We start from the raw sequence: 13,191 nt of genomic DNA, 5'->3' as shown, positions 1-13,191 counted from the left end.
GGCAGCCCTAAACGGCAGCCATGGCCCGCTCGCCGTTGAAGTATTCGAGCTGCCAGCCGTCGACGGCATGGTGGTGGGCCAGGTTGAGCACGGCGTTGTCGATGCTTTCCAGGGTGCGGCCGATGGCGCGGCTGAGACTCACGCGCAGGAGCGTGCCATGGGCGACGGCCAAGACGCGGCGGCCACGGAACTCCTCGGCCAGCGCCTCAAGCGCGGCCAACCCTCGGCCGGCGGCCTCGTCCTCGCTTTCTGCGCCGCGGAACCCGTTGGGGATGCGCAGTGCGTCCAGTTCAGGACCGTCCTGAAGGCCCTCCGCGGGTCCGAAGCTGCGCTCGGCGAGCTCCGGCACGCGCCGGGCCACGCTGAGGCCGAGCCCGGCGGCGATGAGATCGGCGGTTTCCGCGGCACGGCTCAGCGGTGACGACACGATCGCGTCCCATTCATAGCCGGACAGGACGGCGACGGCGTCGCGAGCCTGGCCGCGGCCGACGTCGTTCAGAGGAATGTCGGTGGATCCCTGCAGCCGGCGCTGTGCATTCCAGTCCGTCTGGCCATGGCGGATGAGGGCGAACGTCGTAGATGTCATGCCTTCCATTCTGCCCTGACGGCAGGCTGGCGATGACAGAGGCGCCGGTCTGGGAGCCGCCGCGAGCATCCTCGTCATCGGCAAAGAGCGGCAAAGAGCGGCAAAGAGCGATCACAATACACCGCCACTTCGCATAGTCCCTTGACGCATGGCAAGCACCGGACGCAAAGTTCACACGAGAGTCATTCCTCAGATGGCCGATAACCGTCCGGACGGAGCCCTCATGCCGCAACAACCGCTGCACGGCGGAGCATATTGCATCCCTTGAGCCCCTCCCCGGCGGAGCCGCTTGCGGTCACCAACGGGAGCGCTCCGGTCACCTCTTGGACAGGAGAAGTAAGGATGGATCTCGAGCAACCGGCCCAAGGCCCCAAGACGGTAACTGCGGCCAGGGCCGCCAAAGACGCGGCGGGGGCGTCCATTTCCGCGTCGCGGAAGAAGGTTTCGTACGGTGCCCAGGACCGCAGAGGACCACTACTGTGGAATTCGGGCCTGGAAAGGCTCACCAACCGAACCCGTCTGCCGGGACAGCCAGCCGATGTGGGCGTGAACCTGTTCTACGAGGACCTTGAGTGGAATCCCCTCTTTGGCCCGGGCGATCCCGTGGGGATCATTCCAAGGGACACGGATCAGATTCCGCCTGGAAATACGGCTAATGCGGGAGGGCTGATTCTGCCCTGGTGCTCGAATTCGCAAGAGGTCCGCCAGAAGGCCATTGTTGTGTACCGCCTTGGGGAGGACCTGGATACGATCGAAGATCCCCTCCTGTATGTCTTCCAGTATTACTGGGACAACGTGGGGTACTTCTTGCCGGCAACCTTTGGGTCTTTCGACGAGAAGATCTCTATGGGTGAGGGGCCCAGCGCATCCCTCAATGTGGACTTCATTCTCGGTCCTGCAGGAGACCTGGTTGCCAGGGCATGGGCTTAGCCGGCCGGAGCGCGGCCGGCCGCTGCCAATCACTATGGGAGTCGGCAAGGTGTCCGGAGACTAAGTCGAGCTGCACGGTGGCGCTATCCGGGAGTGCCCGACTGTGCTGCGTAGGCAGTGGCCCGGTCGCGGACATGGTCCACGTACGGATCGGACTGGTTGTAGGAGTAGATCGCGTCGGCCCAGCCCGCGGCGGTGGTCAGGTCACCACCGTGTGCGCACAGGTACGAGGCGGCACTTAGCGCGGCGTCGTCGATGTTGAACGGGTCGGCTGTTCCGTCCCCGTTCCCGTCCCGGCCTGCGATCTGCCACGTGGAGGGAATGAACTGCATGGGTCCGACGGCGTGGTCCCACCGGGCGTCACCGTCCAGGGCGCCGGCGTCCGAATCAGGGATCGCGGCGAAGCCGTCACCGTTCAGGCTCGGACCGACAATTGGCCCGCTCACCTGACCGGTGGCGGTCAGGCTGCCGCCGCCGTACGTTCCGTGGCCGGATTCGACGAAGCCCACCGCTGCCACCGTATTCCAGCCGATCCCGCACGTCGGGGCCGACGTGTTGGCCGCACTGGCCGCCGCCACGTAGGCCTGGAGGGCCCGGGCGGGGATGCCGGTCTGCGCGGCGGCATGGGTGAGCCACTCGGCGTCCGCGCTCCGGGTGATGTTCACGGCGGAGGTGATGCCGGCGGACAGCGATTCGAGTTTCGCCTCTGCCCGCGGCGGCGCGGGCAGGGCCACCCGGGTCTCCGCGCCGGAGAACCGGAAGGCCCAAAACAAGAACCCGGTGATGACGCAAAATACGAACAGGCCGAGCGCGGCAAGGCGTTTCAGGCGGAGCATGGACTAAGCGGGCCGGCCGGGGACGGTGCTGACCCGCCTGTCCGGCCCGGCACGGAAAACCGCGCCGGCGCCGGACACGCGGGAGGCCATGGCCCTAGCCAACACACTCGACGCAGTAAGCGTGGCCGTTCTTTTCGCGTGCAACCTGGGACCGGTGCCGGACCAGGAAGCAGGAGTAGCAGGTGAACTCGTCCTGCGCCTGCGGGATGACCTGCACGACGAGTTCCTCGGCGACAATTTCCCCGCCCGGGCTGATCGCATCGTCAAAAGCGTCGGCTTCATCCAGTTCACGGACAACGCTGCGGGCATCCGGGGCGTTGGCGGATTGCAGCGCCTGCAGGGAATTATCCTGCGACTCCTTGACGTCGGATCGGACTTCGTCGTAATCGGTTGCCACGGGGGTGACTCTCATTCCTGTGTTTAGTTCTGACGGGAAGCCAACGTACACCATTGCGCGCGTCGCTGCCTCATGTGAACCAAGTCCTTCAGGCCGCACGGAGTCCCGGGACCTCGTCGACCGGCACCGGCGTGGGGTCCTGGGAACCCGCCGGGCTGCTGCGGGCAGGAAACCTCTTGCCGTCCGGGCCCGCCGGACGGAACAGTCGGGACACAGAAAGGCGTGTCCGCCCCTGCTGTGAAGCAGCGGCGAACACGCCTTGAGCATCGGGCCGAGCCGCTGCTTACATTCCGGGGATCTGCTGCGCCTCGTGAACCTCGATTTCGCAGCCGCCGGGCATGTTCAGGTGCGGGTGCACCTTGGCCAGTTCCACGGCCGCCTCAAGGCTGTCGGCCTCGATGATGCTGTATCCGGCGACTTCACGCTGGCTCGGCGCAGTGGCTCCGCCCGCGGAAACGCGGACACCGTTGGCCAGCGGCGTTCCAAAGTCGATCAGGCCGTTGCCGACCTTGGCGGCCCAGTTGTTCCACTGTTCCATGGCGGCTGCCATGTCATCCGGCGCGGGCGGCGCGGCCTCGGCGGGGGTCATCGGGGCGTGATAGATGAAGACGAACTTGGTCATGTTGCTCCTACTTTCCTGGCGGTCTTGACGGGCTTAGGTTGGAAAACTTCAGACGGCGACGGTCCGGCCGGTGAACGCGATCAGGCGCTCCAGGCTGCTCGCAGTCTCCGCGACCGGCTGGACAGCGGCGAAGCTGCCGCTGGCGCGGACCTGGTCCGAGATGGTCACCAGGGCCAGGGCCTCAACGTGATCCGTGACGACGTCGGAAACTACAAGTTCCTGGCCGGTGGCCTTCGCGAAGTCCCACGCGTGGACGAGCAGCTCGAGGTTGACGATCCCGGCGACGACGGTCGCGGGCAGCTCGGCGAAGCCCATGTCGATGGTGCCTTCGAAGCCGCGGCGGCTGAACGCCTCCAGGGTGGCCTGCGCGAGTCCGGCGATGCGAACTTCCGGGCCCGCCCCGGCGTCGTCGCTTACGTCCGCGCCCAGCGCCCCGCCGATCTGCTTCAGCGAACCGGCCAGGTGCTCCAGCAACTCGTGGGCCGTGAAATTTTCGCAGGGAGTGGCTTTCTCACGGTCCTCCGGGGTGAGCTTGCGCAGCACGCCCAGGAGCACGGCGAGCGAAGCCTCGGCCGAGCTGAGGTGATCGATCGGGTCCGGGGCGGCCGACCAGTCGTCCGGACCGGCGCCGGCCGGGGAGGAGGTCTCGGCGATCAGGCGGTCCAGGTAGTGGTTCCAGCCTTCGGCATGTGCTGCGGCCTGTTCGGCGTTGAGGCCGGCGTGGACCAGGCGGAGCGTGGTGCCCCCGGCGTCGGGCTCCAGCGTGATGGTCACGGTGGACGCGCCCGGCGCCAGGTCCATTCCGGACTCCCAGCCCCAGGTGAAGACGATGCGCTTGCCCGGCTCGATCTCCTGGAATGTGCCGGCGGCGTGGTGGCCGGGAGTGACGGTCCAGCGGTAGTCGCCGCCTATCCGAAGGTCAACGCGGGCCGCCACCGTTTGCCAGCGGCGCAGACGTTCCGGCTCGGTGATGAGCGCAAAGGCCTCGTCGGCGCTGACGGGCAGGTGAATGGTTTTATCGAACGTCATGAGAGTGGTCCCTTGTCTTGAGGCGAAGCATCGAAAGTTGTCGTGTGATGTTGAGGGGGCCGGTGACGCTGGGCGGCAAGTGCGCCCGCATCTGATGCCAGCAGGTCCAGTTCGTAGGTCCAGAACTGTTCGACAAGGTCACGCAGCCGGCCCATGCCGCCCGGGTCGAGTCGGTAGTACCTGTTCCGGCCCTCTTTGCGGGCAGATACCAGGCCGGCCTGCTCCAGGAGCAGCAGGTGCTGGGACACCGCGGAGCGGCTGACCGTGAAATGGGCGGCCAGCTCCCCGACAGCCTGTTCGTGGCTGGCGAGAAGATGCAGCAGGCGTCGCCGATTCGGCTCCGCAGCAATCTCCAAGGCATCCAACACAACTAATACGTTAGTGATCACTAACGTATTCCGCAAGTGCCCAGCAGTCAGAGGGGTCAGGGAATGCAGGCCGGCACTCTTGCGGATCGCGGCCCGGGCATGGCGCAGCTGTTATCGGAGCGGTTTGTCAGGGCGCTATGGCGCGTGCCGGGTTACCGCGTCCCGGGTTAAAGAGATGCCGGTAACCGGGACGGGGAATCCCCGGGCGCAGCGGCTAGAGGCCCCGGTGGTGCTCGATGAGCCATCGCGCCATCTGCTGGGCGCGCTTGGAGGCCAGCGCGTCCCCTTCGGTGGCGGAAATGATGGAGCCTTTCATCAGGATGTGCCAGGACCGGGCAAATTCCTCGGGGCGGTCCAGCCCGGCTTCTTCGGCCAGCGCCTGGATATGCCCGCGGATGCGGCTGAGGTAATCGATGCTCGCCTTGCCCAGCGGGTGCCCGGCGCCCATTTCCAGCAGCACATTGATAAACGAGCACGCCTCGAAATCCTCGCGCTGGAACCAGTCACCGAACACGTCAAAGACGGCGAGCAGCCTCTCCTCGGGGGTGTTGCCCCGCCGGCTGGCCTCGGCCACGATCAGGTCCACGGTCCACACCTGGTCGCGGAGTTCCAGGAAGGCCAGCACCAGGGCGTCCTTGGACGGAAAGTGCCGGTAGAAGGTTGCCTTGGATACCCCTGAACTGCTGATCAGCTCATTGACCCCTACGTCGCGGATGCCGCGGCGGGAGAATAACTCGTAAGCAGTGGCGAGGATACGGTCCACCGGCTCGTCGCGTCCGGCCATGGCTGTGGCGGGCAGCAGCGTAGGACCCTCGGCGTCGTTGACAGTCATGATAAAAAAATTTTACACCGGACCGAGGCGTACAGACCGGTCTGCCTCGGAGTGTGCTATCAGTCTCCGCCGGATTCCACCGGCGCTGTCGGCCAGCACGACGCCGGCGGGCCGGCCGAGGACCCGCCCGGCGCCTTACCCCCACCTAGGGATGCAGAACCCGGTCGCCATCGCGGCGTTGTGAGAAACGACCGTCCAGTGCGTGGACGAAGCTGCGGAGGGTCGCGGATTCGTGCGTGCTGTTGGCCAGCCGGACGATGGCCGAAGCCGTGTGGGCCAACTTGATGTTGTGGTGCTGGCTGTAGGCGGAAAGCCGTTCGAAGGCGTCGTCGGAACCGATGTGGAGTATTCCCATCAGGATGCCCTTGGCCTGTTCGATAAGGCCTCGGGTGCCGATGGCTCCGGCGACGGCCTCGCGGGCGGACCGGTCCGTTTCAAGTTGAACTGTTCTGGTGAGGTCCAGGATGAACCCGTCGACGAACAGCAGCTTCCCGTCACTGTCCAGCACGCCCTCCCCCGCCGTCAGGACGCGGCGTTCACGCCGGCGTGCGTCGAAGAGACGATGATAATTGGCGAAAAAACCTCCGCCACGGCACACATCCTCAAAGATTTCCCTGCACGGCTTCCGGTCGTCAGGATGCACGTGCTGCATAAGAACACCCACCGTGGGCACCACCTCGCCGCGGTGATAGCCGTGGATCTGGTACATCTGCTCGGACCACTGCAGCTCCCCCGAGGCAGCATCGTAGCGAAACGTCCCGGCGAGGCAGCCCTCGGTGGCCAGCGCGCTGGAATAGGCCTGCAACGCCTTCAACTCCGTCATGGCCGGGCCTGCCTGCCCGGCCCGCCGGCGGCGGCGGCGGCGGCGGACGCCCTGTCCCGGGACACGGTCAGCACGAACTGAGCCCAACCTGCGCAGTCCGCGTCTCCAATGCCTGCCGCCACCGCACGATCAGCTGCTGGTTCCGGGTCCCTGCGAGTCGGCCCAAGAAGCGCGCTGCGGACGGGATGCGGAGGCGCGGCGGCCCTTCAGGAGACCTGGGCGCCCAGCCGCGGGCCGGTCTCGCCCGGGCGCGCTGGCCCTTCACGTGCGCTTCGTGAACTCCGCGCCTCTGAGCGCTGGGTTCCACGGGAATGCCCTCGGCTACGGACTGGAGCAGCGCGTCATCTCGCGGTGCCGAAATTTCCGAGACCAGCCCCATGCCGGCATACTCCCGTACTGCTGCGATCCCGGCCACCGCCGCCGGCAGGTCTGGAAAGGGCCTGGAGAGGGCCATGACGGTCCCGTCCGGGGCCGTAAGTCGAAATCGGTAGGACGTGTCGGAATCGGTGAACAGTTCGAACATGCCTGTCATAGAACCCTCCTGGAAGCCGGGACCCGATTGTTCCCGGCGACGCCGTTGTCACCGGGAACAGCCTGAATCCACCCGAACGATGCCAGTCACTCGTACCGGCCGGATCGAATTGATGAATTCATGAAAGTCTGAACTATGCAACTCACCTGCGCAAGAGGTACCACCCTGTCCGGCGGCGGCGACGACACTGCAGCGGTCCGGCGCTACGATATGTAAGCGGGCTGACCAATTGATGGGTGTGCAAGACAGACTTTTCTGTCTTGCACGTGCTAGTTTTCCTGTCGCCGGGGTCTGCACAGACGCACGGTTCAGAATAGTTGAATGTGAAGGAGGGAGGCACCGATGCCGGATGATCTTCCTGCAAGTCCGGTCCAGACCGATGTGAAGGCAGAACTGTTCAAGGCCATGGGCCACCCTGCCCGAATCCAGTTGCTGGAAATGCTCGCCGACGGACCAGTTGCCGTAAGCCGACTGCGCGACAACACGGGCCTTGAGCCGTCGAACCTCTCCCAACATTTGAGCATTCTCCGCCGCCAGCGCCTGATTGTCCCCTCACGGCGCGAGGGTAGGTTGTTCTATGAACTGACCAGCCCTGAGGTTAATGTGCTGCTCGCGGCCGCCCGATCCCTGCTCGGATCTCTCCTGGTCACCACCCGGATGACCCTGAGCCCCATGGCTGAAGAGCCTGAAGAAGCAATCCGCTAAATGCCGGCGCACGCCGGACTGTATGGACAACATCGATCGACCGGCCTGGACGCGTCCGGACTAAAACCAGCAGGGGTAGCAATGGCTCACGCCGAGAACGAGACCACCATCAACCGATCACCGGAGGACGTCTATGCGTTCCTCGCGGATGGGCTGAATAACCGCGCATGGCGCTCCGGGGTTCAGGACATAGCACTGAAGAGTGGAACACCCGGGGACCTCGGTGCCGTGTACAGCCAGACCCTCTCGGGCCCCGGCGGCCGGCCGATCGTCGGGGACTATGAAATCACCGCGGCGGACCCCGGAAAGCTCCTGGGCTTCCAGGTGGTGGCCGGTCCGGCCCGTCCGGCCGGTGCGTACCGGCTCAGTGAAGCGCCGGGCGGAACGACCGTTCGTTTCAGCCTGGACCTGGAGCCCAAGGGACTCATGAAGCTCGTGGGCCCGGTGATTGTCCGCACCATGAATGCCGAGGTCGCTCAGTTGACCAATCTCAAGAACGTTCTCGAATCCGCCTAGATGAGGGCGCAGGGCGTTCATTCTTGAGTGTGACCCGTCCCAGCTAAGGCCATCAAGTGGCAAGCAGCAACCTTCATAGGTAACGGTGAAGAAAGGACCATCCTCATGGCTCGGATTTTCATCACAGGCTCCACCGACGGACTTGGCCTCGCCACCGCCCGGACGCTCCTGAACGGCGGCGACGAGGTCCTGCTGCACGCCCGCTCCAGGGAACGCGCCGCCACCCTCGAAGAACTCGCGCCGCTTGCCATCGGCATCGTGATCGGTGACCTCAGCAGGGCCTCCGAAACCCGGGAACTGGCCGCGCAGGTGAACGCTCACGGGCGGATGGACGCCGTCATCCATAACGCGGGCGTCTACCTCTCGCCGGGGCGCGTCGCGACCCCGGAGGGACACTCCCGCACCCTGGCCATCAACGTTCTGGCCCCTTACATTCTCACCGCGCTGATCGAGCGGCCGCACCGCCTGATCTACCTCGGCAGCGGGATGCACCGCGCGGCCGGCGGAAACCTTCAGGACATCGATTGGACCCGACGGCGCTGGGACGCCAGCGCCGCCTACTCCGAGAGCAAGCTCTACGTTTCCGCGCTCTCCGCTGCCGTCGCCCGGCAGTGGACCAACGTGCTCAGCAACTCCGTTGACCCCGGCTGGGTGCCCACCAAGATGGGCGGCGCCGGCGCCCCCGACGACCTCGCCCTGGGCCAGGACACCCAGGGCTGGCTCGCCGTCAGCCCTGACCCGGTCGCCCAGGTCTCCGGAATGTACTGGCACCACCGCCGGCCGCGGAAACCGGCCCCGGAGGTCACCGACGCTGATTTCCAGGACAATCTCACCGACAAACTGGCCGAACTCACCGGCATCACGCTCTTCTGAAGCGAACCATCGACCCGGCCCGACCGGCACGCAAGGGTAGGTAGTCCCTGCCGGCAGGTCAGGTGGCGGAAAGTATCCCCCAGCCCGTCCCTATCGTGAGCTCCACTTGTCGGCTTAGGCTGGTCGCATTCTATGAACGCAGTTGAGCATCGAACACCGCCGGCATCTGGAAGGCCGGCAGCTGGTTCGAGGGGGCCGGAAGGGGGCCGGGATGACGCCGGCGGACAGGACATGGACACCCGAGGACCAGGGCTGGCTCCGGGAAAACCTGCGTGAGGCCATCGACCACCTGGTGGAGATGGGGTACACGGTGCGCGGGGGGCAAGGCGAAGATCCGGAACTGATTCACCCCGGCGGCTCGGCCGTCCAGACGTGGCGGGAAGACTACCCCTACGAGCAACGGATGTCCCGCGAAGAGTACGAGCTGGAAAAATACCGGCTGCAGGTTGAACTGCTGAAGTTCCAGTACTGGGGCCAGGACCAGGAGCTCAGGCACGTGATCGTCTTCGAGGGCCGGGATGCGGCCGGCAAGGGCGGAACAATCAAGCGCTTCACCGAGCACCTGAATCCCCGCTCGGCCCGGGCAGTGGCATTGAGTAAACCCTCTGACCGTGAACTGGGCCAGTGGTATTTCCAGCGCTACATCCAGCACCTGCCGACGGCCGGGGAGATCGTGATGTTCGACCGCTCCTGGTACAACCGGGCAAATGTGGAGCGGGTCATGGGCTTCTGCACGGAGCAGGAGTTCGACACCTTTATGGTTCAGGCCCCGCTCTTCGAGCGGATGCTGGTGGATTCCGGGATCCACCTGACCAAGTTCTGGTTCTCGGTGACCCGCCACGAGCAGCGCACCCGTTTTGCGATCCGGCAGATCGACCCGGTGCGGCGCTGGAAACTCTCGCCCATCGATCTCGCCTCCCTGGACCGGTGGGAGGAGTACACGGCCGCCAAGGAGGAGACGTTCCTGCGGACCGACACGGACCATGCGCCGTGGATCACCATCAAGTTCAACGACAAGAAGCGGGGTCGGATCAACGCCATGCGCTACTTCCTCAACCAGTTCGACTACGAGGACAAGGACACGTCAGTGGTCCACAGCCCCGACCGGCTGATCGTGCGCCGCGGCCGCGAAGCCGCCGGCGACTAGCGGCTGGCTCGCGGTCGGCGGATGCGCGAACGCACGGCTGCGTCGCGCTCACGGTGGGATCCCAGCAGAAGATGGCACCATGGGGACATGACTCCTGCACACGGTTCTTCAGGCCTTTTCCGGCGTCCCCAGCCCATCAAACCCAAGGCGGGCCAAGAATCGGTGTGGGACTATCCGCGGCCGCCGAGGGTGGAGCCCCGATCCGAACGGGTTATCGTGCGGCTTGGCGGGCAGGTGATTGCCGACACCACCGATGCGGTGCGCGTCCTGGAGACAAGTCACCCGCCTGTCTACTACTTGCCATTGGACTCATTCCCTGCCGGTGTACTCGTCCCGGTCGGGGGCACCAGCTTCTGCGAGTTCAAGGGAGAAGCGCACTACTTCGACGTCGTTGCCGGCGGAGTCGTCGTTCCCCGTGGCGGGTGGACCTATCCCGAACCCACCCTGGGTTTCGGGGCGCTCAGCTCCCGGGTGGCCCTCTACCCGGCTCACATGGACTCCTGCCAAGTCGACGGCGAGCAGGTGACCTTCCAGGAAGGTGACTTCTACGGCGGTTGGATCACCACGCAGATCGTTGGTCCTTTCAAGGGCGGCCCGGGCACGGCCGGGTGGTGAGCACATCGCGCTTACGCCGGCAAGACTTGCTGCCGGTGCGTGTGGCGACTCAGCCGGTGCTCGCTCTGGCGGCTTGAAGCCCGTTGTGCCCCGCCTTGCCGGCGTGATAGCTTTCCGGTGATCGTGATCAATCTTCAGGAGGTGAGACCCATGAACGCAGTTTCCGTAATGGGCGCTCCCCCGAAGTCCACGGTCGCGCGACTGAAGTAGTCGTCTCCGGGAGTGCCGCAAGGCAAATTCGCGAAAGGCGACTCCCATGAACACAACATCTTCTTCAACTCCGCGCATCCGTTCGACGACCGCATCCGGTGCCGTTGCAGTGACGCGGACACCACAGCCCGGAAATTGGCCCGTTCCCGGCCAACAGACCGGCGCCGCACGACGGACCGGCAACACACACACGCGGGCCTTGGTGCTCGCCGGCGCCGGAGCGGCAGGCAATGCGTGGGAACTCGGTCTCATCGCCGGCCTGTCCGATGCCGGCATCGATGTCACCGAGGCCGATCTCATCATCGGGACATCGGCAGGATCGACAGTGGCTGCCCAGATCACCAGCGGGACACGGCCGGCCGAACTGTACGCCGCCATCCTCGCCGAGGTGCCTCGGCCACAAGCCGGCCATTCCGGACCGGACAAGGGACGCGCAACGAATTTCTCGGGGCAGACCTATCTGGAGTGGTCCAACGGAATCATTGGTTCTGCTGCGGATGCCTCCGACATGCGCCGCAGGATGGGCGCCGCGGCACTCGAGATGGAAGCTTCCGACGGCTCTGCCCAGATGCGCTGGCGCGACATCGTCGCGGCCCGGCTTCCCAGCCGGCGCTGGCCGCAACAGCCCGTGCTGATCGCGGCTGTTGATGCGGATACCGGGGAACCGGTCGTGTTCGACCGCAACAGCGGAATCGATCTGGTGGACGCCGTCGCCGCCAGCACCAGCAACGGCTACCGCATCGGCGGGAGCCGGTACATCAACGGCGGCTATCGACGCAGTGAGAACGCCGACCTGGCGGCTGGATACGGGCTTGTGCTGGTGTTGTCACCCTTCGGCGGCAGGTCGCGGATGCCGCTCGAGTGGGGCATGGATCTCGCCACCCAAGTCGACGAACTGCGCGCCGGGGGCAGCAGGGTCCAAACTATCTTCCCGGATAGCGCCGCGGAGCACATGTTCGGCGCCAATGCGATGGATCTGTCCTTGCGTCCGCCTGCGGCTCGAGCTGGTTACAGCCAGGGCAGAGCCCTCGCGGAGCTGGTCGCCGAAATCTGGCGGTGACGGCCGAAACCTGTCGGTGTTCGACTGTTACGGCGCGAGAGTCCAGGGGTCGCCGTGCGAGGCGCGGTGCCATGCCTGCCGCGGGCCACCCGATTCGTGCGCGACATCTGTCAGCCAGATCGTGCTGTCCGGGGCCCATCCGGCGATGACCGTCGCCGTTTCGGCGTCGACCTGTAGTGGGCGCGTCGCGCCGTCGAGGTAACCCAGGACGGAGAGGTGCGCGGCGTCCCACTCCCCTGCCACTTGTTCCCAATCCGGGATGACCCACCGGCCGTCGCGTCCAGTCAGGCGGAACCAGTCGTGTCGCCGGGATGCAGTGACCTCCATTGGGAACCTGCGGCACAGCGTTATCCAGTCTTTTGCTGTGCCGATCTCCAGTGTCCGGCCCGCTCCCTGAACTGGAACCGTGGTCGCCTGCTCCCAGCCCAGGGAATCTTCCACGAGGCTCAGTGCGGCCGGGACCTGCCCGACGGTGTGGACTAGCCCGTGCGGTATCGACCACCAGGTTCCTGACCAGTTGGCGCGAGGGTCGCCCGGGCGTTCGCGCGCGGCCCGCAATTCACCGGCTCGTTCGTCTCGGCCCCACCCAGCCAGTGTTTGTCGCGGATTCTTCGGCAGCAGTGTCTGGCCGTCTGTCGATCGCCAGTCGATGGCCCACTGCTCCGCCCGGCGAGGCTGCCAGAACCACTGGATGTCGGGCAGCGCCATGACCTGTTCCGCGACGGGCGACAGGGCCGCCGTCACACCCGGGAGATCCGCGAGCACGTCCTCTCCATCGGGTGCCTGCCAGTACCTTGCAGCGTCCACGGACCGCTCGAGGGCCGCCTGGACCAGGTCGCTGTCAAGGTCGGTAAAATCCAGTGAGGCGAGCCTGGCAGCCAGCTGTTCTGGTGACGCGGCAAAGGCCGGCGTCGCGGTCTCCCCGGAGGCAGCAGCGCTCAGCAGGATCCGCGAGGTCCCCGGTCCACTATCAAGTTCGTATCCCAACCAGAAGGCCGCCGTTTTGACCTCCGGATCCAGCTGCATCGCCAGTTCGAGGCACAGACGGCGCCCCCGGGGCCCCCGCAGAAATACGTCCACACTTGGCGTCATCAGATCATCCTCCCACCA

At 65.7% G+C, this 13,191-nt stretch carries 17 protein-coding genes; 7 read left to right on the top strand and 10 right to left on the bottom strand.

From position 1 onward, the window contains the following. Positions 1 to 7: 7 nt before the first annotated feature. Positions 8 to 586 (bottom strand): histidine phosphatase family protein, encoded by a 579-nt coding sequence (locus tag AC1DBX_RS02145; RefSeq protein ID WP_476930965.1) that lies wholly within the window; start codon positions 584 to 586, stop codon positions 8 to 10. Between the two features lie 342 nt (positions 587 to 928). On the opposite strand from AC1DBX_RS02145, the gene AC1DBX_RS02140 reads away from it, so the two are divergent. Next, complete coding sequence (locus AC1DBX_RS02140; RefSeq protein ID WP_476886518.1) at positions 929 to 1,516, top strand: hypothetical protein; 588 nt, start codon at positions 929 to 931, stop codon at positions 1,514 to 1,516. An 83-nt stretch (positions 1,517 to 1,599) separates the two neighbouring features. On the opposite strand, the gene AC1DBX_RS02135 is transcribed toward AC1DBX_RS02140, so the two are convergent. From AC1DBX_RS02135 to AC1DBX_RS02100, 8 genes are all read right to left on the bottom strand, one after another. Further along, positions 1,600 to 2,352 (bottom strand): lytic transglycosylase domain-containing protein, encoded by a 753-nt coding sequence (locus tag AC1DBX_RS02135; protein WP_476930964.1) that lies wholly within the window; start codon positions 2,350 to 2,352, stop codon positions 1,600 to 1,602. 94 nt (positions 2,353 to 2,446) lie between these two features. Beyond that, positions 2,447 to 2,749, bottom strand: coding sequence for a DUF4193 domain-containing protein (locus AC1DBX_RS02130; protein WP_028276296.1), 303 nt, complete (start codon positions 2,747 to 2,749; stop codon positions 2,447 to 2,449). Positions 2,750 to 3,032: 283 nt separating this feature from the next. Continuing rightward, complete coding sequence (locus tag AC1DBX_RS02125; protein WP_476872481.1) at positions 3,033 to 3,371, bottom strand: YciI family protein; 339 nt, start codon at positions 3,369 to 3,371, stop codon at positions 3,033 to 3,035. 48 nt (positions 3,372 to 3,419) lie between these two features. After that, positions 3,420 to 4,400, bottom strand: coding sequence for a TIGR03086 family metal-binding protein (locus AC1DBX_RS02120; protein ID WP_476930963.1), 981 nt, complete (start codon positions 4,398 to 4,400; stop codon positions 3,420 to 3,422). After that, entirely contained in the window at positions 4,397 to 4,789 is a 393-nt protein-coding gene (locus AC1DBX_RS02115) for an ArsR/SmtB family transcription factor (protein ID WP_476930962.1), read from the bottom strand. Before AC1DBX_RS02115 ends, AC1DBX_RS02120 begins: the two co-directional genes overlap by 4 nt. A 193-nt stretch (positions 4,790 to 4,982) precedes the next feature. Beyond that, the gene (locus AC1DBX_RS02110; RefSeq protein ID WP_018772833.1) at positions 4,983 to 5,600 is read right to left on the bottom strand and encodes a TetR/AcrR family transcriptional regulator; all 618 of its coding nucleotides are present in this window, start codon (positions 5,598 to 5,600) and stop codon (positions 4,983 to 4,985) included. A 145-nt stretch (positions 5,601 to 5,745) separates the two neighbouring features. After that, positions 5,746 to 6,423 (bottom strand): PAS and ANTAR domain-containing protein, encoded by a 678-nt coding sequence (locus tag AC1DBX_RS02105; RefSeq protein ID WP_476849203.1) that lies wholly within the window; start codon positions 6,421 to 6,423, stop codon positions 5,746 to 5,748. Between the two features lie 67 nt (positions 6,424 to 6,490). Next, positions 6,491 to 6,877, bottom strand: coding sequence for a hypothetical protein (locus tag AC1DBX_RS02100; RefSeq protein ID WP_476858762.1), 387 nt, complete (start codon positions 6,875 to 6,877; stop codon positions 6,491 to 6,493). Positions 6,878 to 7,297: 420 nt separating this feature from the next. On the opposite strand from AC1DBX_RS02100, the gene AC1DBX_RS02095 reads away from it, so the two are divergent. The 6 genes from AC1DBX_RS02095 to AC1DBX_RS02070 all read left to right on the top strand — a co-directional run bounded on the left by AC1DBX_RS02095 (position 7,298) and on the right by AC1DBX_RS02070 (position 12,081). Then, on the top strand, positions 7,298 to 7,660 hold the full coding sequence (locus tag AC1DBX_RS02095) for an ArsR/SmtB family transcription factor (protein WP_476886512.1): 363 nt from the start codon (positions 7,298 to 7,300) through the stop codon (positions 7,658 to 7,660). Between the two features lie 81 nt (positions 7,661 to 7,741). Further along, positions 7,742 to 8,176 carry an SRPBCC family protein gene (locus tag AC1DBX_RS02090; protein ID WP_223916232.1) on the top strand — a complete coding sequence of 145 codons (435 nt, stop codon included), beginning with the start codon at positions 7,742 to 7,744 and terminating at the stop codon, positions 8,174 to 8,176. Positions 8,177 to 8,281: 105 nt separating this feature from the next. After that, on the top strand, positions 8,282 to 9,049 hold the full coding sequence (locus AC1DBX_RS02085) for an SDR family NAD(P)-dependent oxidoreductase (RefSeq protein ID WP_476849206.1): 768 nt from the start codon (positions 8,282 to 8,284) through the stop codon (positions 9,047 to 9,049). Between the two features lie 211 nt (positions 9,050 to 9,260). Next, the gene (gene ppk2 / locus AC1DBX_RS02080) at positions 9,261 to 10,196 is read left to right on the top strand and encodes a polyphosphate kinase 2 (RefSeq protein ID WP_028276283.1); all 936 of its coding nucleotides are present in this window, start codon (positions 9,261 to 9,263) and stop codon (positions 10,194 to 10,196) included. 87 nt (positions 10,197 to 10,283) lie between these two features. Next, the gene (locus AC1DBX_RS02075) at positions 10,284 to 10,811 is read left to right on the top strand and encodes a DUF427 domain-containing protein (RefSeq protein ID WP_476855816.1); all 528 of its coding nucleotides are present in this window, start codon (positions 10,284 to 10,286) and stop codon (positions 10,809 to 10,811) included. Positions 10,812 to 11,067: 256 nt separating this feature from the next. Further along, positions 11,068 to 12,081 (top strand): patatin-like phospholipase family protein, encoded by a 1,014-nt coding sequence (locus tag AC1DBX_RS02070; protein ID WP_476930961.1) that lies wholly within the window; start codon positions 11,068 to 11,070, stop codon positions 12,079 to 12,081. Positions 12,082 to 12,108: 27 nt separating this feature from the next. Here the strand turns inward: AC1DBX_RS02070 and AC1DBX_RS02065 are convergent, their stop codons facing one another. Further along, entirely contained in the window at positions 12,109 to 13,173 is a 1,065-nt protein-coding gene (locus AC1DBX_RS02065; protein WP_476930960.1) for a hypothetical protein, read from the bottom strand. Positions 13,174 to 13,191: the final 18 nt, after the last annotated feature.

Source organism: Arthrobacter sp. 10N44_2, from assembly GCF_056394385.1.
This window is presented reverse-complemented; position numbering and strand designations above follow the sequence as displayed.